Origin of the sequence: Streptosporangium sp. NPDC000396 (genome assembly GCF_042898655.1) — a bacterium.
In the GTDB taxonomy this organism is placed as follows: Bacteria; Actinomycetota; Actinomycetes; order Streptosporangiales; family Streptosporangiaceae; genus Streptosporangium.
In genome coordinates this window covers 37761-59163 of the sequence record NZ_JBIAZA010000001.1, presented here as the reverse complement: position 1 = coordinate 59163, position 21403 = coordinate 37761, and the positions used below count along the sequence as shown (strand labels likewise).

Annotated in this window: 23 protein-coding genes and 1 pseudogene; 13 read left to right on the top strand and 11 right to left on the bottom strand. The window is 70.2% G+C overall.

The window, feature by feature from the left end; genetic code table 11:
• Positions 1–425: 425 nt before the first annotated feature.
• Positions 426–720 (top strand): annotated as a pseudogene (locus ACFY2X_RS00265) (IS5/IS1182 family transposase); the annotation flags it as partial.
• Between the two features lie 33 nt (positions 721–753).
• On the opposite strand, the gene ACFY2X_RS00260 reads toward ACFY2X_RS00265, so the two are convergent.
• The gene (locus ACFY2X_RS00260) at positions 754–1464 is read right to left on the bottom strand and encodes a VOC family protein (protein ID WP_389930096.1); all 711 of its coding nucleotides are present in this window, start codon (positions 1462–1464) and stop codon (positions 754–756) included.
• Positions 1465–1588: 124 nt separating this feature from the next.
• On the opposite strand from ACFY2X_RS00260, the gene ACFY2X_RS00255 reads away from it, so the two are divergent.
• Positions 1589–3430, top strand: a complete 1842-nt coding sequence (locus ACFY2X_RS00255) for a glycoside hydrolase family 15 protein (RefSeq protein ID WP_389930094.1) — start codon at positions 1589–1591, stop codon at positions 3428–3430.
• On the opposite strand, the gene ACFY2X_RS00250 is transcribed toward ACFY2X_RS00255, so the two are convergent.
• Entirely contained in the window at positions 3427–6219 is a 2793-nt protein-coding gene (locus ACFY2X_RS00250; RefSeq protein ID WP_389930092.1) for a LuxR C-terminal-related transcriptional regulator, read from the bottom strand. The genes ACFY2X_RS00255 and ACFY2X_RS00250 overlap by 4 nt on opposite strands.
• A gap of 176 nt (positions 6220–6395) precedes the next feature.
• Between ACFY2X_RS00250 and ACFY2X_RS00245 the strand changes: the two genes are divergently transcribed.
• A complete protein-coding gene (locus ACFY2X_RS00245; RefSeq protein WP_389930089.1) occupies positions 6396–7064 on the top strand; it encodes a lipase family alpha/beta hydrolase in 669 nt (222 codons plus the stop codon).
• A 160-nt stretch (positions 7065–7224) separates the two neighbouring features.
• Here ACFY2X_RS00245 and dhaM read toward each other — a convergent pair whose 3' ends face one another.
• The 3 genes from dhaM to dhaK all read right to left on the bottom strand — a co-directional run bounded on the left by dhaM (position 7225) and on the right by dhaK (position 9332).
• Positions 7225–7596, bottom strand: a complete 372-nt coding sequence (gene dhaM, locus ACFY2X_RS00240) for a dihydroxyacetone kinase phosphoryl donor subunit DhaM (protein WP_389930087.1) — start codon at positions 7594–7596, stop codon at positions 7225–7227.
• A 103-nt stretch (positions 7597–7699) separates the two neighbouring features.
• Positions 7700–8338, bottom strand: coding sequence for a dihydroxyacetone kinase subunit DhaL (gene dhaL, locus ACFY2X_RS00235; protein ID WP_389930084.1), 639 nt, complete (start codon positions 8336–8338; stop codon positions 7700–7702).
• A 1-nt stretch (position 8339) separates the two neighbouring features.
• Positions 8340–9332 (bottom strand): dihydroxyacetone kinase subunit DhaK, encoded by a 993-nt coding sequence (gene dhaK / locus ACFY2X_RS00230; protein WP_389930082.1) that lies wholly within the window; start codon positions 9330–9332, stop codon positions 8340–8342.
• 112 nt (positions 9333–9444) lie between these two features.
• On the opposite strand from dhaK, the gene ACFY2X_RS00225 reads away from it, so the two are divergent.
• The 3 genes from ACFY2X_RS00225 (at position 9445) to ACFY2X_RS00215 (ending at position 11408) form a co-directional block, all read left to right on the top strand.
• Complete coding sequence (locus ACFY2X_RS00225; protein ID WP_389930079.1) at positions 9445–9876, top strand: hypothetical protein; 432 nt, start codon at positions 9445–9447, stop codon at positions 9874–9876.
• Positions 9873–10484 carry a TetR/AcrR family transcriptional regulator gene (locus tag ACFY2X_RS00220; protein ID WP_389930076.1) on the top strand — a complete coding sequence of 204 codons (612 nt, stop codon included), beginning with the start codon at positions 9873–9875 and terminating at the stop codon, positions 10482–10484. The genes ACFY2X_RS00225 and ACFY2X_RS00220 overlap by 4 nt, the downstream gene beginning before the upstream one ends.
• Positions 10485–10634: 150 nt before the next feature.
• A complete protein-coding gene (locus ACFY2X_RS00215) occupies positions 10635–11408 on the top strand; it encodes a cyclase family protein (protein WP_389930073.1) in 774 nt (257 codons plus the stop codon).
• Positions 11409–11594: 186 nt separating this feature from the next.
• Here ACFY2X_RS00215 and ACFY2X_RS00210 read toward each other — a convergent pair whose 3' ends face one another.
• Entirely contained in the window at positions 11595–11945 is a 351-nt protein-coding gene (locus ACFY2X_RS00210) for an inositol monophosphatase family protein (RefSeq protein ID WP_389930070.1), read from the bottom strand.
• Between ACFY2X_RS00210 and ACFY2X_RS00205 the strand changes: the two genes are divergently transcribed.
• Positions 11934–12305, top strand: coding sequence for a hypothetical protein (locus ACFY2X_RS00205; RefSeq protein ID WP_389930067.1), 372 nt, complete (start codon positions 11934–11936; stop codon positions 12303–12305). The genes ACFY2X_RS00210 and ACFY2X_RS00205 overlap by 12 nt on opposite strands.
• Before the next feature lie 16 nt (positions 12306–12321).
• Here ACFY2X_RS00205 and ACFY2X_RS00200 read toward each other — a convergent pair whose 3' ends face one another.
• On the bottom strand, positions 12322–12801 hold the full coding sequence (locus ACFY2X_RS00200; protein WP_389931252.1) for a MarR family winged helix-turn-helix transcriptional regulator: 480 nt from the start codon (positions 12799–12801) through the stop codon (positions 12322–12324).
• A 142-nt stretch (positions 12802–12943) separates the two neighbouring features.
• Between ACFY2X_RS00200 and ACFY2X_RS00195 the strand changes: the two genes are divergently transcribed.
• Positions 12944–13753 carry a class I SAM-dependent methyltransferase gene (locus ACFY2X_RS00195; protein WP_389930065.1) on the top strand — a complete coding sequence of 270 codons (810 nt, stop codon included), beginning with the start codon at positions 12944–12946 and terminating at the stop codon, positions 13751–13753.
• Positions 13754–13822: 69 nt separating this feature from the next.
• On the opposite strand, the gene ACFY2X_RS00190 is transcribed toward ACFY2X_RS00195, so the two are convergent.
• Together ACFY2X_RS00190 and ACFY2X_RS00185 are read right to left on the bottom strand one after the other, a co-directional pair.
• Entirely contained in the window at positions 13823–13948 is a 126-nt protein-coding gene (locus ACFY2X_RS00190) for a helix-turn-helix domain-containing protein (RefSeq protein WP_389930062.1), read from the bottom strand.
• A gap of 179 nt (positions 13949–14127) precedes the next feature.
• Entirely contained in the window at positions 14128–14445 is a 318-nt protein-coding gene (locus tag ACFY2X_RS00185) for a hypothetical protein (protein WP_192773063.1), read from the bottom strand.
• Between the two features lie 514 nt (positions 14446–14959).
• Between ACFY2X_RS00185 and ACFY2X_RS00180 the strand changes: the two genes are divergently transcribed.
• Positions 14960–15436, top strand: a complete 477-nt coding sequence (locus ACFY2X_RS00180; RefSeq protein ID WP_389930059.1) for a cupin domain-containing protein — start codon at positions 14960–14962, stop codon at positions 15434–15436.
• 270 nt (positions 15437–15706) lie between these two features.
• On the opposite strand, the gene ACFY2X_RS00175 is transcribed toward ACFY2X_RS00180, so the two are convergent.
• Entirely contained in the window at positions 15707–16084 is a 378-nt protein-coding gene (locus tag ACFY2X_RS00175; RefSeq protein ID WP_389930057.1) for a MerR family transcriptional regulator, read from the bottom strand.
• A 64-nt stretch (positions 16085–16148) separates the two neighbouring features.
• On the opposite strand from ACFY2X_RS00175, the gene ACFY2X_RS00170 reads away from it, so the two are divergent.
• From ACFY2X_RS00170 to ACFY2X_RS00155, 4 genes are all read left to right on the top strand, one after another.
• Complete coding sequence (locus ACFY2X_RS00170; RefSeq protein WP_389930054.1) at positions 16149–17360, top strand: MFS transporter; 1212 nt, start codon at positions 16149–16151, stop codon at positions 17358–17360.
• Between the two features lie 280 nt (positions 17361–17640).
• The gene (locus ACFY2X_RS00165; RefSeq protein WP_389930051.1) at positions 17641–19443 is read left to right on the top strand and encodes a thiamine pyrophosphate-binding protein; all 1803 of its coding nucleotides are present in this window, start codon (positions 17641–17643) and stop codon (positions 19441–19443) included.
• Between the two features lie 125 nt (positions 19444–19568).
• Entirely contained in the window at positions 19569–20321 is a 753-nt protein-coding gene (locus ACFY2X_RS00160) for a lysophospholipid acyltransferase family protein (protein WP_389930049.1), read from the top strand.
• A 38-nt stretch (positions 20322–20359) separates the two neighbouring features.
• Positions 20360–20911, top strand: coding sequence for a hypothetical protein (locus ACFY2X_RS00155; protein WP_389930046.1), 552 nt, complete (start codon positions 20360–20362; stop codon positions 20909–20911).
• 11 nt (positions 20912–20922) lie between these two features.
• Here ACFY2X_RS00155 and ACFY2X_RS00150 read toward each other — a convergent pair whose 3' ends face one another.
• A complete protein-coding gene (locus ACFY2X_RS00150; protein WP_389930044.1) occupies positions 20923–21393 on the bottom strand; it encodes a MarR family winged helix-turn-helix transcriptional regulator in 471 nt (156 codons plus the stop codon).
• Positions 21394–21403: the final 10 nt, after the last annotated feature.

Sequence of the window (21403 nt, the reverse complement as noted above, 5' to 3'; positions counted from 1 at the left end):
AACGGCTTGAGTGGAGCCAATCTGACCGATCGAGTGAAAACTTTCATTGAAAACTTGCAACCAGGGGTGTAGCGTCCTGGCAACACCACCACCGCGGGAGCCGCGCCATGGATCGACGCCGACTTCTCCAGCTCAGCGCCCTGACCACAGATGGCGCCCCGCCGAGAAGCCACAGCAGCAGCCGGGCGTACGTGACTTTGAGAGCTGGTTCGGAACGAGGCCTCCCAGTAATGGGGCCTGTTCGGGGTTCGAATCATGAGGTTGCGGGTTCGCCTGCGCGGCACCCTCAGGCCCTGGCAGAGCGCAGGGCATGGCGCGTGGTGACCTCACGGGCGGGCAGGAAGAAGGCGGGCAGGAAGAAGATGGAGCCGAGGCCCGGACCGAACGCCGGCAACGGCGGCAACGGTGGCAAGGCCCGGCTGATGGTGGCCGCCGGCAAGGCCTACTCGGCCGCCAATCGCGCCTATCTGCGCAGACGCGGCATCCGGGCGGTGATCCCGGAGAAGGCGGACCAGGCGGCCAACCGCACGAAGCGGGGCTCACGCGAAGGCCGTCCCATCCACCACAGATGAGGTTCTGTACAAGGAGCGCAACACGGCGGAGCGCTGCATCAACCGGATCAAACAGTGGCGCGGGCCGGCCTTCCGCTTCGACAAGACCCCGGAGAGCTACCTGGCCGGGCTCTGCCTACGCGGTGCCGGCCCGTGGATCCGGAGTCTCCGATCCATCAAAAGAGCGAACCCCGGACAGGCATCAGTCCCTGCCCTGCCATGTCGTCACGCACGCCTCGTTGCCTTCCGCGTCCGCCAGCACCCAGAAAGAGGGCGCCTCGGCGTCGGACAGCAGCACTCCGCCCGCGGCCAGCGCGGCCTTGATGCGGTGGGGCGCCTCGTCGTGGGGGACCGAGATGTCGAGGTGGATCCGATTGCGCTGGGGCCGGGGCGCGTCCATCTGCTGGAACCAGATCGCCGGGCCCTGGCCCACGGGGTCGACGAGCGGGTCCTCGGGACCCGACGCGCCCGCCTCGTCGCCGTACCCCGTCACCGCCTTCCAGAACGGGCGGATGGCGGCGATGTCGATCGCGTCGATCGCGATCTCGAGGAGCTGGATCGACCGTGCTCCCCGATCGCCGATCTCCGCGTCGGTGCGCAGCCCGGACTCGCCCACGGCGGCGGAGATCCGGTGGGCGAGCTCGATCTCAATCGGTGTCACCCAGCCGACGGCGAGCGACTGCAGCGACAGGACGATCCGATCCCGGCGGACGTCCATCCACAGGCTCCCGTCGCCGTCGTCACCGGCCACGGCCACCACGCGGGCGGCGACGTCGGCCGCCTGAGCCAGCGACGCCACGGGCACCGACGCGCGCACGATGCCCAGGACGTAACGCCACCCCAGGTCGCCGACGGCCTCGGAGATCTCCTGCCGGCTCAGTTTCCCGCCGGAATCCGCAATCTTCTCTGTCATACCGACATGATCCCAGCGGATCCGGCCGGCCCTTGACGAACGTGCCGGCTCCTTGACACAGCGTAGACCCCGGTGGGCGTAGCGTGAGGACATAGGGTGCGCGGCTGACGGTGAGAAGGCTGAGATGACGGCAGCGGAATCCGCTTACCGCCCGGGCTCGACGGGCGCTTCCCGATACCCGCCGATCGCCGACCACGGGCTGATCGGCGACCTGCGCAGTGTGGCGCTGGTGGACATGGCCGGCACGATCAGCTGGTACTGCTGCCCCCGCTTCGACGCGCCGAGTGTCTTCGCCTCGATCCTGGACGCCGACCGGGGCGGGTCGTTCGAGCTGGCCCCCAGCGTGCCGGCGAGAACCAAGCAGTTCTACTTCCCCGACACCAACGTGCTGATCACCCGTTTCTTCGCCGCCGACGGGGTGGGCGAGATCCAGGACTTCATGCCGATCGCCGAGGACGCGCGCGAAGCCGAACGGCACCGGCTGATCCGGCGGGTGATGTGTGTCCGGGGGTCGCTGCTGTTCCGGGCCCGGGTGGCTCCCCGGTTCGACTACGGGAGGCAGCCGCACACCCTGGACGTCCGGCAGGGCCTGGCGATCTTCGAGTCGCCGTCGCTCTCCCTGGCCCTGAGCGCCAGCACGCCCATCGAGGCCGACGGCCCGGACGTGTGCTCGGAGTTCAAGCTCCAGGAAGGCGAATGCGCGGTGTTCGCCCTCGACAAGCTCGGCGACAGCGTGAAGCTGAGATCGTGCCCGATCGCCGAGGCCAAGGACGAGTTCGCCGCCACGGTCGCGTTCTGGCGGCACTGGCTGTCCGCGTCGCGCTACCGTGGCCGGTGGCGGGAGATGGTGCACCGCTCCGCGCTGACGCTGAAGCTGCTCACCTACGCGCCGACCGGCGGGATCGTGGCCGCGGCGACGACCAGCCTGCCCGAGCAGATCGGCGGGGAGCGCAACTGGGACTACCGGTACGTCTGGATCCGCGACTCGGCGTTCTGCGTGTACGCCCTGCTCAGGCTGGGCTTCAGCGAGGAGGCGGCGGCGTTCATGCGCTTCCTGTCCGAGCGCGTCAGCCGTGGCGACCGTGGCCGGTCGGGGCCGTTGCAGATCATGTACGGCATCGACGGGCGCGCGGAGCTGCCCGAAGTCGAGCTGTCCCACCTGGAGGGCTACCAGGGCTCCGCCCCGGTCCGCATCGGAAACTGCGCCGTCGGCCAGCTCCAGCTGGACATCTACGGGGCCCTCATCGACTCCGTCTACCTCTACGACAAGATGAGCCAGCCGATCTCCAGCGACTACTGGGAGGACGTTCACGCCCTGGTGGACTGGGTGTGCGACAACTGGGACCAGCCCGACGAGGGCGTCTGGGAGACACGCGGCGGACGCAAGAACTTCGTCTACTCGCGGCTGATGTGCTGGGTGGCGATCGAACGGGCCATGAGGATGGCCGCCCGCCGCGGCCTGCCCGCCGACACGCCGCGCTGGCAGCGGGCCCGTGACGCGATCTACCGGCAGATCATGCGGTACGGCTGGTCGCCCCGGCTGCGGGCGTTCGTCCAGCACTTCGACGACGAAGTGCTGGACGCCTCCGTGCTGATGATGCCGCTGGCCAAGTTCATCGCCCCCACCGACCCGAAGTGGCTGTCCACCCTCGACGCGCTCGGCGGGAGCCTGGTGTCCGACTCGCTGGTGTACCGCTACGACCCGGAGGCCAGCCCGGACGGGCTGCGGGGGGAGGAGGGCACGTTCTCGATCTGCTCGTTCTGGTACGTCGAGGCGCTCGCCCGCGCCGGACGCCTGGAGGAGGCGCGGCTGGCCTTCGAGAAGATGCTCACCTACGCCAATCACCTCGGCCTGTACGCCGAGGAGATCGGGCAGACCGGTGAGCAGCTCGGCAACTTCCCGCAGGCCTTCACCCATCTCGCGCTGATCAGCGCCGCGTTCAACCTCGACCGCGCCCTCGGCTAGGACCTGTTCGAGGATCTTCGCCCCGGGGCCGGTGCCCGGCCGGCCGTGGGGCCTGTTTCCCCGGGCGCCGTGACCGAGCGGATCAGCTCGGCGCGGGAGGCGATGCCGAGCTTGGCGAAGATGTTGCGCACGTGGTAGTCGACGGTACGGGGGCTGACGAACAGTCTTGCCGCGACCTCCCGGTTCGTCGCCCCCTCGGCGATGAACCGGGCGATCTGCAGCTGCTGCGCGGTGAGCACGTCCCCGATCGGATTCTCCGGCCCGGCCACCGACTCACCGGTCGCGCGCAGCTCGGCACGTGCCTTCTCCCGCCAGCCGAGCGCGCCGAGCCGCTCGAAGACCTCAAGGGCCTCACGCAGGTGGTCGCGTGCCTGCGCGCGCCGGCGCTCCTTGCGCAGATACGTGCCGTAGAGCAGTGCCGTACGCGCCCGTTCGAAGTCCCGCTCGCTCCGTGCGTGCAGGTCCAGCGCCATCCGGTAGTGCTCGTCGGCGGCGTGGCCGCCGGCGAGCAGCGCCCGGCACCGCTCGACCAGAGCCTGCGCCCAGGTGCTCTCCACCGTGTCGGCCCAGGCCTGGAACATGCCCAGAGCGCGGGCGGCGCGCTCGCGGTCGTCACTGCGCACCGCCGCCTCCACGAAATGCGGAGCCGACAGCAGCGTGATCGCGCCGTGCCCCTGACCGGCACCCGCGCGGGTCATCCGGGTCAGCCGCTGGGCGGCCTGGCCGTACCTGCCGGCCGACAGGTCGCTGAACGCCAGCGCCCACATCGCCACGGCGGCGGCCAGGCCGATGTCGTGTTCGCGAGCGCGGGCCAGCGCCGCCTGCGCCCGCTCCCTGCAGGTGTGCTCGTCCCCCTCGATGGCGGCGTGCAACGCGAGAAGGGCCCGCAGGTGACAGACACAGTTGAGCTGCCCGGTGTCGGTCGCCAGGCGCAGCCCTTCCAGCGCGTTGGCGCCGGCGATGCCGAGCCTGCCGGTCCAGAGCTCGCTGTAGATCAGCAGTTCGAGAGCCTGGGGGACCGCCGTCACCGCGCCGCGGGCCCTGGCGAGTGCGACCGCGCGCGAGGAGAGCGCGTGCGCGGCCGTGTCGTCGCCCAGCATCAGCGCCGCGGTGCTCGCCCAGCCGAGGGTCTCGGGGTCGTCGATGAGACCCGCCGCGTTCACGACCTCGCGAAGCGGCCCGAGCACCCGGGAGATGTCGCCGGAGGCGGCTTCGGCCATCGCGGACAGATACGTGCGCATCAGCACGGCCCGCGTCCCCGGGGTCGCGTCCAGGGAGTCCGCCCGGCGCGCCGCGGAGGTCAGCCGGACATGGTCGCCCGCGTACAGGGCGGCCTCCGCCGCGCCCATGAGAGCGTGCAACGCCCTGCCGGGATCGAGCAGATGGGCGGCCGAAAGCAGCGACGCGTAGGCACCCCTGGTGGCTCCGCCGCGCAGTCCGATGACACCGGAGAGGAAGTCGATCTCGCCGGGATCGCGGTTCCCGGCCGAGCGCCTGGCCTGATCGAGCAGGTGAGTCGCGAGGTCGGTGTGCCCGGCCAGCCAGCGGTCCCAGGCCGCCGAGACCAGCCGCCGGGCCCGCTGGGCCTCGGTCGGCGTCAGCTCGGCGGCTCGTTCCAGCGCGACGGCCGCGGCCGCGTAACCGCTGCGGACACGAGCCCGTACGGCGGTCGCCTCGAGTTCCGCGGCGAGATCGGCGTCGGGTTCGAGCGCGGCGGCGGCACGATGCCAGGAACGCCGGTCCGCCGCCCCGGAGACCTCGGCGAGCACCTGGTGCGCCCACCGCCTGCGGGTCAGCCCCGCTCCCTGATAGACGGCCGACCGCATGAGCGGATGGCGGAAACGCACCCCCGCCTCGGACAGCTGGACCAGTCCCGCCGACTCCGCGGCCTCGATGGCCGACACGTCGATCCGGACACGGGAGGCGGCGCGCAGCAGGGTCGCCGCGTCGATCTCCGCCTCCACCGCGGCGAGCAGGAGCAGCGTCCGCGTCTCCTCCGGAAGCGCCGAGACCCGATCCAGATAGGCCCGCTCCAGGCCGGGGCCGATCGGCAGTGGGCAGGGCAGCATCGCGCGGCCGGCGAGCTGCTCGGGGGTGAGGCCGTCGACGATCTCCTGCAGGGCCAGCGGGTTGCCGCGGGCGTGGGCCACCAGCCGGTTGCGCACCGCGTCGGTGACGGGTCCTTCGGCGCGGGTCCGGATGAGCCGCCCGGCGGCGTCCGGCGCGAGCCCGCCGACCTGCGTCACCGGCAGCCCGTGGAGCGCGGAGGGGTGGCCGGGCCGGATGGCCGCCAGCAGGACCACGCCCTCCGCTTCGAGCCTCGCCGCGGCGAACGCCAGCGCGTCGACGGACGGGGCGTCCATCCAGTGCGCGTCGTCCAGCACGGCCAGAACGGGACCGCGCTCGGCCGCCTCGGACAGCAGGCTGAGCACCGCCACCGAGATCAGGAACCGGTCGGGGGCTGGGCCCTCCACCCGGCCGAGCGCGACCGCCAGGGCCTTGCACTGCGGTCCCGGCAGTCCGTCGATCAGCGGGGTCAGCGGGCGGACCAGCCGGTGCAGCGCGGCGAAGGGCAGCCGGGACTCCGAGGGGACGCCCCGGGCCGACAGCACGGTGAAATCCTCGGCGTGGGCGATGGCGTATTCGAGCAGCGCCGTCTTGCCCGCGCCGGGTTCCCCGATCAGCACCCGCACGCCACTGTGCGACGTCACCGCGGCCTGGAGCAGGGAGTCGAGTTCGGACTGCTCTTGCTCGCGGCCATGCAGAACACGTGAGGTGATGGCCGTCACACCCATAAGTTACTCGTGAGTTAAGCCCGTGTGAATAGGAGACGCGGGCGAGGCGCCACCTCCCCGGTGTCACCGGTCTTGGGATGACCGGTGATCTCGCCGGTGCCCTCGCGCACCGGCGAGCGGACTCTTTCGTCGACTCCGCCGCGACGGCGGGCCGTACGAAGGAGACATTTATGCGACGACGGTTGTGGCTCGCCTGGCTGGCCGCACTGGTGGTCTGCGCCCCGCTCGCCCCCGTCCCGGCCCATGCCGCCCTCCCCGACCCCGTGGTGTTCGTGCACGGCTGGGCCGGAGCGGGCTGGAACTGGGCCGACATGAGGGAGGATTTCGAAAGGGACGGGTGGCCGACCGACCGCCTTTTCTCGTGGGACTACCGCTCCACCCAGTCGAACGTCACCACGGCGAACGAGCTGGCGGCCTTCGTGGAGCAGGTCCGTGCCCGGACGGGGGCGGAGAAGGTCGACATCGTCACCCACTCGATGGGCGGCCTCTCGTCGCGCTGGTATCTGAAGTTCCTCGGCGGGACCGACTTCGTCGACGACTGGGTCTCCATCGGCGGCCCCAACCACGGCACCAACGCCTCCTATCTGTGCGACCTGCTCATCGCCTCCTGCGACGAGATGAACTACCACTCGTCTTTCCTGACGCGGCTCAACGACGGAGACGAGACGCCGGGCGCGGTCAACTACGGCACGTTCTGGTCGTGGTGCGACGAGATCATCAATCCGGACGGCAGCGTGAGGCTGGACGGTGCGGTCAACACCAACGTCGGCTGCATCGGTCACCTGTCCCTGCTGGTCTTCGCGTCGGTCTCCCAGCGGGTGCGCGACTTCGTCCGCTGACGGCTCGCGACCGGCGATGGCTTGCGATCGGCGGGGCGGACCGCGATCGGCGGCGGCTCGCGATCGGCGGGGCGGCTCACGACCGGCTCGACGGCGACCGGGGCCGGTGGCCGGGCCGGAGCACTGGAGCGGCGGGTCGGCTGGGCGGGTGACCGCGCCGTCAGAGCTTGCGGTAGTTCCTGGCCTCCTCGGCGGCGGCGAGCACGGCCTCCAGGGGCGCGCCCGAGCCGGCCGTGACGACGGCCGCGATCGTGCCCTCCACGAACGGCACGTCGGCGATCACGACTCCCGGCCCCTCCAGCAGCCGGGCCGTCAGCACCGAGCTGCCCAGGTCGGGGATCAGGATCACCCCGTCGTCGCGGTCCACCTTCTCGATCGCCGCCGCCACCAGCTCGGCGCTGGTGCCGAGACGGCCGTCCTCGGTGCCTCCGGCGGCGGCCAGCGGGACGTCCGCGCCGCCGATCTGCGAGGCCAGGGTCGCGACCTCGGCGGCAAGCGGGCCGCTGTGAGAGATGAGAACGATGCCTACCATCGAGGAGATCCGTTCGGCGGGGTCGGAAGCGGGCCGGCGACGCCCGCCGCGAGAGGGACGGCCCCGCCGGTCCGGCGGGGCTCCGGCCGGGCAGGGGGAGGGGTCATCGTGCCGCCACCGTGCGCAGGGCGGTGAGGATGAGCGCGGTGGACGCGGCGCCGGGGTCCTCGTGGCCCACGCTGCGCGGGCCGAGATAGCTGGCCCGGCCCTTGCGGGCCGTCATCGGGATGGTCGCCTCCGTTCCGGCGAGAGCCGCCGACGCCGCCTCGCCGATCGCCTCCGGCGCGTCCTTCCCGTTCCGTACGGCCTGCGCCAGCGCCCGGACCGCCGGGGCGAGCGCGTCCACCATGGTCTTGTCGCCCTCGACCGCGGACCCCAGTTTCTGGATCCCGGCCAGCCCGGCCTCCAGGGCGGTGGCGAGTTCTCCGGCGGACACCTCGGAGGCGTCGCCCAGCGCCTTGCCGGCCTCCCGGAACGCCATGCCGTACAGCGGCCCGGAGGCCCCGCCGACCTTGCGGATCAGCGTGCTCCCGACCAGGGTCAGCAGCGCCCCGGGAGTGCCCGGGTCCTTGTCAGCCAGTGCCTGGACGACCGCGGTGAAACCCCGGTCGAGGTTGATCCCGTGATCGGCGTCGCCGATAGCCGCGTCCAGCCGGGTCAGCCGCTCTTTGTCGGACTGGACGGCCCGGGCGATCTCCCCGACCCACGCGGAGAAGAAGGCGGTGTCCATGGCGGCGTTCACGTCAGCGGCCCCAGCGCAGGCCGGGGGTCTCCACCGGGGCGTCCCAGAGGGTGGTGAGCTCGTCGTTCAGCCGGCAGACCGTGACCGAGAAGCCCTGCATGTCGAGGCTGGTGATGTAGTTGCCCACCAGGCTCCGCGCGGCTGTCGCGCCTTTCTCCGCCAGGTAGTCGGCCACGTCGGCGAAGGCGACGTAGAGCTCGATCAGAGGGGTGCCGCCCATGCCGTTCAGCATGACCAGGGTGTCGCCGGAGAGCGGCATGTCCTCGTTGATGGCGTCCAGCGCGGTGTGGATCAGCTCGCGGGCGCCGCGCATGGTCGAGCGGGTCCGGCCGGGTTCGCCGTGGATGCCGACGCCGAGCTCGATCTCGTCGTCGCCCAGGTCGAAGGTGGGCCTGCCAGCCGAGGGAGTGGTGCAGGCGGTCAGCGCGACGCCGAAGGACCTGCTGCGGGCGTTGACGTCCTCGGCCACCCGCAGGACCTCCGACAGCGGCGCACCGGTCTCGGCCATGGCCCCGGCGATCTTCTCGACGAAGACCGTGGCCCCGGTGCCCCGGCGGCCCGCCGTGTAGAGGGAGTCGCGCACGGCCACGTCGTCGTCGACCAGCACGCTCGCCACCTCCACGTCCTCGTCGGCGCAGAGTTCGGCGGCCATCTGGAAGTTCAGGACGTCGCCCGTGTAGTTCTTCACGATGTGCAGCACGCCCGCGCCGCCGTTCACCGCCTGGGTGGCCGTGATCATCTGGTCGGGCACCGGTGAGGTAAAGATCTCGCCGGGGCAGGCGGCGTCGAGCATGCCGTACCCGACGAAACCGGCATGCAGGGGCTCGTGCCCGGAGCCGCCGCCGGAGACCAGGCCGACCTTGCCCGGACGCGGTCCCGAAGCGCGCAACACGATCTGGTTCTCCACGTCGACCTGGAGCCCGGGGTGCGCGGCGGCCAGTCCGCGCAGCGCGTCCGTGACAACCGAATCGACGCCGTTGATGAGCTTCTTCACAGTCAGAAGCTCTGCCCGTTCAGGGGCTGCGGCAAGCCTGATCTGGGAAACCTCTTCTCTCTAGTTTGTGTACGACGTAAGCTTACGTCGTACACAAACTAGAGGAGCACGCATGATCTCGATCGCCGTCATCGTCCCCCTGATCTGGCTCGCCTGGCTGGTCCTCACCGAGTGGGTGCCGATGTTCCCCCTCAACGACCTGGAGGCCAGCACGGTCAAGGAGCGAGCCCTGATGGCCCTCGTCAACTACCCGATCCCGCTGCTCATCGCCGGAGGCGTCGCGCTCCACGAGACCTGGTCGCTCGCCGTGGCCACCGGCCTCGCCGTGCTCACCGTCGTCGGGCACATCGTCAGCTGGTGGCTGCCGTACTTCGGATTCAGCTTCGAGGCGCAGCGCGAGGCGGCCAGACGCGAATACGCCCGGACGTTGAAGATCCTGCCGACGGAGGGCCGCGACGTGGTCATCGACGTGCAGCACATGGTGGTGGGGGTGCTGACCGTGGCGATGCTGGGCACCACCGTCGCCGCTACTCTGGCCGGGTGAGCCAGGCATCGCCACGCCGGGGAGGGCGTCCCCCCATCCTCACGCCGGAGCGCGTCGTCACCGCAGCCGTCGAGGTTCTCGACGCCGACGGTCTCGACGCGCTCACCATGCGCAGGGTCGGCGCCCAGCTCGGCGTCGCGGCGATGTCGCTGTACCGGCACGTTCCCAACCGCGACGCCCTGCTGACCGAGGTGGTCAACCACCTGTTCGCCGAGGCGCTCGTGGAGCTTCCCCCCGGCGAGCCCTGGCCCGCGGCCCTGACCCGGTTCGCCAGCGCCTACCGCCGGACGCTGCTGGCCCACCCCCACGCGGTGCCCCTGCTGGCCACCCACCCCGTCGACATCGACACGGGCCTGTCCCTGATGACCCCCCTCCTGGAGCGGTTCGCCGACGCCGGAGTCGACCGGGCCGACGCCCTGACAGCCATCCAATCCGTCGGCGTGTACGTCCTCGGTCACGCTCTGGCCCAGGTGGGCACGCCTCCCGGCGCTCCCGCGCCCGAACACTCACCCGAGGCCGCCGCCTACTACGACGGCTGGTTCGAGGCCGGGCTCCACGCGATGGTCTCCGGCTTCGAACACCGCCTCGGCGCCGGGCGAGCCCGGTGACCGCCGCGAAACGCCGGGCCGGAAGATGACTTTCCACGCGAGAAAGCAAGACACATCTTGAAGCCGCGTTTTTTCGCCAGGGGAGGAGAGCTGACGGAGGGACTCTCTTGTAGGAGGATCTGACCAGGTCTTCTACAACCCGGAGGCGTCATGTCGGTGCTGGGGAACCTGGTGGAGAGCATCCGGAACGGCGGGATCGAGGTGATCGACCTGACCGCGCCGCTGTCGTCGCAGACGCCGATCCTGCGGCTGCCCGAGCCGTTCGGCAACACTGTCCCGTTCACGCTGAAGGAGATCAGCCGCTACGACGACCGCGGGCCCGCCTGGTACTGGAACGACATCTCGACCGGCGAGCACACCGGCACGCACTTCGACGCGCCGATCCACTGGGTCACCGGCCGGGACGGTGAGGACGTCTCGCAGGTGCCGGTGGGGCGGCTCATCGCCCCGGCGGTGGTGCTCGACCTGTCCGTCGAGGCGGGCAAGGACCCGGACTTCCTGATGGAGATCGAGCACGTCCAGGCCTGGCAGCAGACCAACGGGCCGCTGCCCGAGGGCGGGTGGCTGCTCTATCGCACCGGCTGGGACGCCCGCTCCCACGACCAGGAGCGTTTCCTCAACGCCGACGAGACCGGCCCGCACAGCCCCGGCATCTCGGTGGAGTGCGCCAGATGGCTGGCCGAGGAGACCCCGATCGCCGGGGTCGGGGTGGAGACCGTGGGCACCGACGCGGGCGCCGCGCACGGCTTCGACCCGGCCTTCCCGTGCCATTCGTTCCTGCTCGGGGCGGGCAAGTACGGCCTCACCCAGCTCCGCAACCTCGACCGGCTTCCGATCACCGGAGCGGTGATCGTCGCCCCGCCGCTGCCCATCGTCGGCGGCTCGGGCAGCCCGGTGCGGGTGCTGGCCCTGGTCGAGCGATGAACGCCGCCGAGGCAGCCGGATGAGTGGTCCGAAAGGTGGGTTGCCCCACGGGTGGGCCACTTCCGGCCCACCCGTGGGGCGGGTGCTTCGGTGATGCGGCTGATGCCCGCCCAGCCCTCTGCCTGACCGGGTCCATCCGAACCACGAAAACGGCAGCGGCAACGAGGCGAGGACGACCGACCACCCTCATGCTTTCGCCATCGCGGCAAGGACGTCCTGAGCAAGAGACAGGCTCGATGCGGCGACGAACTCCTGCGGCTGTTTCATCGCCTTCCTGATGTCGGCTACGGTGCCGAACCCGTAGTCCAACGAGATGGGGCGGCCCTGGAGATCAAGGACTACCCCTCCGGCGGCGTTGAGGATGTAGTGCCCTGGCGCAAGATCCCAGATGGCGAAGCCCTTTGCGAATTCGATTGCTGCGATCGGGCGCGTGAGGCTGCGCGAGCAGACCAGGACGTGTGTGTATAGGCGGCCTGCCCCTTTGCCCCGCCTCTGCTCGCCAAAGATGCGCTCTAATGTTTGGCTGTGCTCTTCCAAGAAATCAACCAGCTCATCACCTACGACGAGCGGCAACGGATGGTCCCCGGCGATCGCGACAGGCTCACCGCGCTCGTCGACTCGGCCCGTGCTCAAGCCCCCACCGACTACACCACGCTGCGCGCGCTGGGGGTCGGGCTGCTGGTTCTGGGCGAGTACGGCGACGCGATCGATCACCTCAACCGTGCGCTCGACCTGGCGGACACGAGCGGCAGGCGGATCGCGGCGTCAATCAATCTGGCCGACGCCTATCGCTACGCGCTGCATCTTGGCGATGAAGTGCGGGTCGTTGGAGGCCTTCCAGGTGGTGATGGTCTGCCAGGTCACCCTGCCCGCGCGCAGGATCCGCGAACGCCCTGAAGCGGCGGCGTGAGGTTCACGACGTGCGTGAGGTTGGGGCGATGGGCGCGACTCCACTGGACGGGGCTGGGGTGACCCCGGTCTTGGCGAGCAGTTCGTGAAGGTGCTGTTGTTCCTGCGGTGACAGGCGGGCTAGCGGGGAACGGGTGGCCGCGGCCTGCACGAGTTTCGCCCGTGCCCGAACTCCCTGAGACGTCAAAGTGATCACTTTGATGCGGCGGTCTGCGGAGGATGCCTGGCGTTGAGTGAGCCCGCGCTGTTCAAGGCGGTCGGTGAGGAAGGTGACGGTGGACGGGTCGCAGTTCAGCGTCACGGCCAGGGCTCGCATCGAGGGTGGGGGGGCATCGGGGTCCAGGTGCCACAAGGCGTTGGCGAGCGCCTCGGTGAGGTCGAGGTCGGTCAGCAGTTCGGCGAAGGCGAGGTTGGTCTGCGCGGCCAGTGCGTAGATCTGCTTGAAGATGGCGTGGGTCAGCGGTTCGTCGGCACTGTCGGGCATCGCATCCACGCTTCGGATTTTACGTGGAGATTCCAATGCTTGACAACTCCAAGCATCCTCGGAATGGTTGGAGCATCCAAGGGATCGCGCGGCATCGGCAGACGGTGGCCATCGGACCCTGAAGCAGCACAGGACCAGCCGGTTGAAGCGTCAACCATCCGCAATCCTTGACATTTCTCGGGCGACAGCCGGAAAGGCAGTGTCAATGTCCAGTGCGCAGTTGTACGACACCATCGGAGCCACCTACACCGTGACACGGCGCACTGAACCGCGCATCGCTGCGCGGATCTGGGCTGCGCTCGGCGATGCCCGGACCATACTGAACGTCGGGGCGGGCACCGGGTCCTACGAGCCCTCCGACCGCCACGTCCTCGCGGTGGAACCGTCGGCGCTCATGCGTTCGCAGCGCCTTCCGGACGCGGCGCCGTGCCTGGTCGGATCTGCCGAGAACCTGCCGTTCGATGACCAGTCCTTCGACGCCGCGATGGCTGTTTCCTCCATTCATCACTGGCAGGATCCGATTGCCGGCCTGCGCGAGATGCGGCGGGTCGCTCGCCGCGTGGTGGTGTTCACGCACGACACCAGTGACACCGGATGGCGTCATCGGTTCTGGCTTACTCGCGACTACCTGCCTGAGGTCGCGGACCTCCTTGTCGGCCGGCCTTCGGTGACCGAGCAGGCCCGCGCGATCGGAGCCCGGATGGAACCGGTGCTCATCCCGTGGGACTGCGCTGACGGCTTCTTCGAGGCCTACTGGCGCCGGCCCGAGGCATATCTGGAGGAGAATGTCCGTCGCGGGATGTCGGTCTGGGCGAGAGTCGGGCCGGACGCCGAGCGGCGCGCAGTGGACAGCCTCCGGGGTGACCTCGCATCCGGTCGATGGGCCGAACGCAACCGAGACCTCGTCGATCTCGACGCGGCAGAGCTCGGCCTTCGCCTGCTGATCGCCTGAAACCGCCGGCCTGGCTACTACGCGCAGGCGTAACCAACATCGCGTCGTCCACGTCCTGGCCTCATACGGCTAACCGTCCCGGTCCTCCCGAGCCTCCCGCTGGGCTTCGGCCAGGGTCCTGTGAATGACGCCGACCGAGACCTTGACGCCGGCGGCGATGGTGCGGATGGACTCCCCACGCCGGCGGCGGGCCAAGATCGCGGCACGCTTGTCGCCATCGCCCAGCCGTCAGGACGGGCGATGGGAGCCGGATAAACCGAGAGGTTTACGTCTGGTTCTGTGGGAGCCCGGGGGTGAGATTCCCCCGGGCGACCCGACTGAGGGAGACGCGCCTGGGGTTTCGATGAGACGGGACGCTCTTGCAGTACTACTGACTAGCGGGGCCGGCTGAGAGCGGCCTCGGCGAGATCCGTCCACTTCTCGGCCGAGGAGTGGGGCACGACCACCCAGTCTTTTATCGCCCTGCCCTGCCCCGAGGGGTCAAACAGGGACGCCCCTGCCAGCTGGAGTGCGGCTGTGTGTTCGGGGGTGTCCCTGACCAGCCGGAACACCATCGCGCCGTCGCGCTGCAGGCTCGCGAACACCTTCCCCGCCTGATCTTTGAGCGCGGGACTCCCCATCATCCTGGAGATCCGTACACCCAGGTCGGCCAGTTCGGCGCCGACCTGCTTGAAATCCTCTTCCGCGCTCATCGTCAGTCGGTCCCAAACTCCATGGTGGTGTGGTCGAGCGGCTCGGCGTGGTCAGGGCTCTTCCCGTGTGACGCGATCGCCTCGGCCCGCCTTCCGGCAGCACGGCGATCAGGCTAGTCGTCCTGGCGGCACCGATCAAGGTCGGATGCGGGGTGCCGACTTCAAGCAACGCGACCTGCAGAAACGTCCCCGCTGTCGCTATCTCGGCGGCGAGCGCCGGACTCATTCCCGAACGCCCAGACCGGAACCCGGAGCCGGGCACCGTGGCAGTCACCCGCTGTGGCCTGCGGCAACGCTCTACTTTGCCCCTGGTGACGCGGACCCGAGTGGAGGGCCATCCACTGGGTCACCGGCCGGGACGGGGAGGACGTCTCGCAGGTGCCGGTGGGCCGCTTCCGGCCCACCCCTGGGGAGCCGTTCGCCGGTCGACCATGATGTTCCCTTGATTACCGGACCGTGGTCCATATAAAGTAAGTGGACCACGGTCCGTTTGTATGAGTGCAGGGAGGCCTCCATGGTGAAAAAGATGTTTATGGTCGCGTCGGCCGCGGTTCTGGCTGTGATCGCGACGGGATCGACGAGTTCGGCGGCTGTGCCGGCCGCCGCGAGTGGTACGTCAATCGCTTCGGACGAGGTGATTTATCACCACCATCGCCCCGGGGTGGGATCCCCGTGCGAAGGGCTGGCGGGGTGCACCTATGTCCAGCTGAAAGGTGACCCTAAGGAGGGCCCGTCCGAGGCCGTGTTCACGCTCAAGGCGGGCACGCCGTTCCCTCCGCACTGGCACACCAGCCCCGAGCACGTGGTAGGCGTCTCGGGGACGATGCTGTGGCACGTCGAAGGGCGCAAGAAGCCCTATCGTGTCGGAGCCGGCGACTTCCTGTACTACCCCTCGAAGGCGGTTCACTGGGGCCGGTGCGCGCCAGGTGCTGACTGCACCTACTACGTGTTCGACGAGTTGCCGTACGACTTCCACGAGGCCGGCCGGTAGTCGGAAAGCTTGAGGCCGGACCGGTCGAAGCCGTCCGGGCCTCTCGGCTGCGCGGGAGGCCGGCGCCTGGCGGCCGGTCGCCCGCATCCGCATCTGCTCTCGGCGTAGGCGTTGCGCGGCGGCCGGGCCGCCGCCGTCGGGATGCCTCATGCACCGGCAGCGCACCGCAACGCCCTGCTGCCGGCTCGCGCCCAGGCAAGGCCGCGTGCCCCCACCTTGCGCCGGGTCGGCGATGCCGTGGCAGTGGTGTTCAGAGGTGTTCAGAGGTGTTCAGACGGCTTCGGAGTCGCGGTAGTCCCGCACGGTGTCCAGGTAATCGGCCACTGCGTCGCGGTTGTGGGTCAGGCACTCGATGCGTTGATTCATCCGTTCCAGCTCCCCTTCCAGCGTTGAGATCATCTCGGGGGTGGCGTCGGGGAAGTAGATCACCCGTGGCTTGTCCAGGCATGGCAGGATCTGCTTGATGATCCGGGTCGGCAGCCCGGCATCAAGCAGTCCCCGGATCTGCAGCACGCGATCGACGAAGCGCTCGTCGTACTCGCGGTAGCCGTTCGGGGAGCGCTCCGAGACGATGAGTCCCTGCTCTTCGTAGTAACGCAGCAATCTACGGCTGGTGTTGGTCTGCTCCGAGAGCTCGCCAATGCGCATGTGCTCGACCTCACACCCTGTCGGGTTGACCTTCACATCTATGTGAGGGTTTGAGCCTATCGGCATGACGACACAGCAGCTACCCGCGGAATCCGTCGAAGAGAACAAAAAGCAGAGACTGCCCATGGCGGCCCTGCTCGCGCTGGCCACAGCGGTGTTCATCACCAGCCTGACGGAGACGCTGCCTGCCGGTCTCCTGCCGGGAATGAGCGCCACCCTGCACGTCAGCGAGTCCGCCACGGGCCAGACCGTCACGATCTACGCCATCGGCACCGCGCTCACCGCTATTCCGCTCACCGCCGCCACAGCCGGGTGGCGCCGCAAACACCTGCTGCTGACCGCCCTGGTGGGATTCGCCCTGGCCAATACCGTCACGGCCCTGTCCACCCACTACCCCCTGACCATGGCCGCCCGCTTTGTGGCGGGGGTGGCCGCCGGCCTGGCCTGGGCTCTTCTGGCCGGGTACGCCCGCCGAATGGTGACGGCGGAGCAGGAGGGCAAAGCCATCGCCATCGCCATGGCCGGCATCCCCGTCGCTCTCTCGCTGGGCGTCCCCACAGGCACCTTCCTGGGCCAGGCGGTCAGCTGGCAGGCGGCCTTCCTGGCCATGAGCGCCCTGACAGTCGCCCTGATCCTGTGGATCACGGCTGCCGTGCCGGACTACGCCGGTCAGCGCCAGGAGCACCGTGCCCCGATGTTCCGTGCGCTGCGCGTTCCCGGTGTCGCTCCCGTCCTGTTCGTGACGCTGGTCTTCGTCCTTGCCCACACGATCCTGTACGCCTACATCGCGACCTTCCTCGCCCAGATCCACATGGCCGACAGCACCGACCTGGTGCTGCTGGTCTTCGGCGGAGCCTCGCTGCTGAGCATCTGGCTCACCGGCGCTCTCATCAGCCACCGCCTGCGCGGTCTGACCATCGCCGGCACGCTGCTGGTCGGCGTGGCCGCAGCTCTCCTCGCGATCGTGGCCGACAGCACCCCTCTCGTCTACCTCGCCGTGTTCCTGTGGGGCCTGGGCTGGGGCGGCGTGCCGACACTCCTGCAGACAGCCGCCGGGCAGGCCGGCGGTGACCAGGCCGACGCGGCGCAGGCGATGCTCGTCACCCTGTGGAACGTGGCCATGGCCGGTGGCGGCATCGCCGGCGGCGTCCTGCTCGACGTTCTCGGCGCGACCTCGCTTCCCTGGAGCGTGCTGGTCCTTCTCGTGCCGGTCCTGCTCGTCGTGGCCGGTGCCCGCGCCCACGGCTTCCCCGTCACGCGATCAAGCCTGGCTTAGGGAAATCCCGGCCGCGTCCACCGATGCCTTCCTGCGGTCCGCGCCGGCCTCCGGTGCGGACCGCTGCTGCAGGGCAGTCCTTCCACGCGGTCTTCACACGATTGACCGAGCTCCATCGGGGCACAATTTCCCGGTCTCTCAGACTCGACGGGGCAAGGAGTTCTCGCATGGGAGTGCCGCCACCGACCGGGCGCACAGGAGCGCGCTTCGACGCGCCGATCCACCGGGTCACCGGGTGGGACGGTGAGGACGTCTCGCGAGTGCCTTCCCTGGTCGAGCGGTGAACGTCGCCGAGGCCGTCGGCAGGGTCCTCGCCTCGCTCGGCGTGGACACCGCCTTCGGGGTCGTCGGCAGCGGCAACTTCCACGTGACCAACGCGTTGGTCGAGCATGGCGTGCGGTTCGTCGCGGCGCGTCACGAGGGCGGCGCGGCGACCATGGCCGACGCCTACGCGCGCATGAGCGGCCGGGTCGGCGTGCTCAGCGTCCACCAGGGACCAGGCCTCACCAACGCGATGACCGGCATCGCCGAGGCGGCCAAGAGCCGCACGCCGCTCGTCGTGCTGGCCGGTGAGGTGACCGCGCCCCGGTCCAACTTCTTCGTCGACCAGGCCGCCCTGGCCACGGCGGTGGGTGCCGTCCCGCTGCGGGCCGGCTCCGCCGAGGCCGCCGTCGCGCAGACGGCCGAGGCCTTCCGCCTGGCCCGCGACGGGCGGCGCACCGTCCTGCTCAACCTCCCGCTGGAGGTGCAGGCTCAGGCCGTTCCGGAGATGGATCTCCTCCGGGAGGCGCGGAGCCGGGCCGTCCCGGAGGTGGATCTCCTCCCGGAGGCGCGGAGCCGGGCCGTTCGGGAGGCGGCGGGGCTTGTCGGTGAGGCGCGTCCCGGAGCGGGCGAGCCCGAGGCGAAGCAGGCCGCGCGGCTGGCGGAGCTCCTCACCGCCGCGCGGCGGCCGGTGTTCGTGGCCGGTCGGGGAGCGCGTACGGCCCGGCGGGAGTTGGAGGAACTCGCCGAGCGGGTCGGCGCCCTGCTCGCCACCTCCGCCGTGGCCAAGGGGCTCTTCCGGGGTAGCCCGTGGGACCTCGACGTGAGCGGCGGCTTCGCCTCGCCCCTGGCGGCCGAGCTCATCGGCGGCGCCGACGTGATCGTCGGCTGGGGCTGCGCGCTCAACATGTGGACCACGCGCCACGGCACGCTCATCGGCCCGGGGGCCAAGGTCGTCCAGGTCGATCTGGACGCCGACGCCCTCGGCGCGCACCGGCCGGTCGATCTCGGCGTGATCGGTGACGCCGCCCTCACCGCGCGGGCCGTCACGAGCCTGCTCGATGGCGGGGAGTACGGTCCCCGCCCGGATCGCGCCGTACCGGACCTGTCCGGCGGTGGGAAGCACGGTCCCCGCCCGGCCGACGCGGTGCCGGACGACGGCGTCGGCTACCGGTCGGCGGCGCTGGCCGGGCGGATCGCTCGTGAGAGCCGCTGGCGGGACGTGCCGTACACCGATGAGAGCGGCGGCGGCCGCATCGACCCCCGGACCCTGACGATCGGGCTGGACGACCTGCTGCCCATCGAGCGTGTCGTCTCCATTGATTCCGGAAATTTCATGGGGTATCCATCGATGTTTATCAATGTCCCCGATGAGTGTGGTTTCTGTTTCACCCAGGCATTCCAGTCGATCGGCCTCGGTCTGGCGACCGCGATCGGTGCCGCCCTGGCGCGACCGGATCGGCTGCCGGTGGCGGCGCTCGGCGACGGGGGCGCGCTGATGGGCGTCGCCGAGATGGAGACGGTCGTACGGCTCGGCATCCCCATGGTGATCGTGGTCTACGACGACGAGGGGTATGGCGCCGAGGTGCACCACTTCGGCCCGGACGGGCACCCTCTGGACACCGTCACCTTCCCGCCCGTCGACATCGCCGCCATCGCCCGGGGGTTCGGTTGCGAGGCGGTGACCGTACGGACCCGGGACGACCTTGACGCGGTGGCACGATGGCTGGACGGGCCGCGGGAGCGGCCGTTGGCGGTCCACGCCAAGGTCAGCCGTGCCCGGGGCGCGTGGTGGCTGGAGGAGGCCTTCCGGGGGCATTGAGACCGGCGCGAGGCCACGGTGGTGCGGCGGTGGTGTGGCGGTGTCGTGGCAACGGCGCGGAAAGGCGTGGCCGCGACCCCCGGGGCAGGGCTGAGCGGGGTGGGGCGCTGAGGTACGGTTCAGCCATGGCTGAGATCGTGTACCCCCCGGTCATCGGGGCCGCGCGGATCCTGTTCCGCGCGCTTGACCTAAAGATCCGCGTCGAGGGCGCCGAGCGGATCCCGCGCACCGGCGGAGCGGTGCTGGTCAGCAATCACATCAGCTATCTCGACTTCATCTTCGCCGGCCTGGCCGCGCTGCCCGCCAATCGCCTGGTGCGCTTCATGGCCAAGAAGGAGGTCTTCGACCACAAGATCTCCGGCCCGCTGATGCGCGGCATGCACCACATCCCGGTGGACCGTGAGGCGGGCGCGGCGGCGTTCGGCGCCGCGCTGAAGTCGCTCAGGGCCGGTGAGGTCGTGGGCGTGTTCGCCGAGGCCACGATCAGCCGGTCGTTCACGATCAAGGAGATCAAGAACGGCGCGGTCCGGATGGCCGTCGGCGCGAACGTGCCGTTGATCCCGGTCTCCCTGTGGGGCACCCAGCGGCTGTGGACCAAGGGTCACCCCAAGAAGCTGTTCCAGCGGCACGTTCCGATCACCATCCTGGTCGGCGAGCCGCTCCATCCCAAGCGCGGCGACAACTACGACGCCGTCACCGCCGACCTGCGCGAGCGCATGGCCGCGATGCTCGACCAGGCCCAGCGGACCTACCCGGAGATCCCCCCGGGGGTCTGGTGGCAGCCCCGCCATCTCGGCGGTACGGCCCCCACCCCGGACGAGGCCGCCAAGATGGACGCCGCCGAGGCCGAGGCGCGGGCGGCCCGGCACAAGTCATGAACAGGTGAGACGCAAGTGGCGTGCGCCACGCTGTTCTCATGAGTGACGCACTGGAGAGCATCGCCGCCGTCTTCGAGCCTGGACCGGCCCCCGGCCCCGGGCGCACACCCGGGCCCGTCGGCATGACCATCCTGCTGGTCTGCTGGGTGGGCCTGGGGCTGCTGCCCGCCGTGTTCGCGGTGCCCGATCTCAAGCTGGCGACCGGGTCGACCGGCACCCCGGGCACGCTCACGATCGTCTCCTGCGAATCGCTGGGCCAGGGTCGCTACGACTGCAAGGGCAGCTTCGTGCCGGACGGCGGCGGCGACGCGATCGCGGTGGCCGCCTCGCCCGATTCCACCGCCGGAGACGTCAAGCGCGCCCGGCTCGCCTCCGAACGCGACCGCGCCGTCCCCACCGGTACCCCCGGCCTGCTGGCGGCGCTCACCATGCCCTTCCTCAGCGTGGGGGTCCTGGCGTTCCTGCCGTATGTGTTCCTCTACGTCTTCAGGGTGCGCCGGGGCCGCCGTGTCGCGGTGATCTTCGGATCCGTCCTCACGGTCGTCGCGCTCTGCGGGGTCATCACCGGAATGGTGGCGGCCTACTCGTGACGGCCTGAGGCTCACAGCCGGTCGGCGAGGCGTTCCAGCAGGGGGAGCGTCTCGGCGAGGCGGCGCCGTTCGCCGGCGTCCAGGGTGTCGCCGAGCACTCGCGCGATCTGTTCGGTGACGGCGTGGGTCCGGTCGTCGAGGGCGCGCCGCCCGGCCTCGGTGATGTCGGTGACGACCCGGCGCCGGTCGGCCGGGTCCGAGGCGCGGACGACCAGGCCGCGCCGGGCGAGTGTGCCGAGCGCGGTGCCGATCGCCTGGGGGGTCACCTGCTCGGAGTCCGCGAGGGCCGCGGAGGTGGAGGGGCCCAGGCGTTCCAACCGGGACAGCACCGCGAGCTCGGTGAAGGTGATGTCGCTCGCGGTGTCGGTGATGGCGTAGATCTGCCTGATCCGCCGGGCGATCCGGCCGATGGTGATCCTGAGGTCGCGCGCCGTGTGGTCGGGGTCCGCCTGGTCGGGGTCCGCGTGGTCGGAGTCTGCCATAAAGCCAATG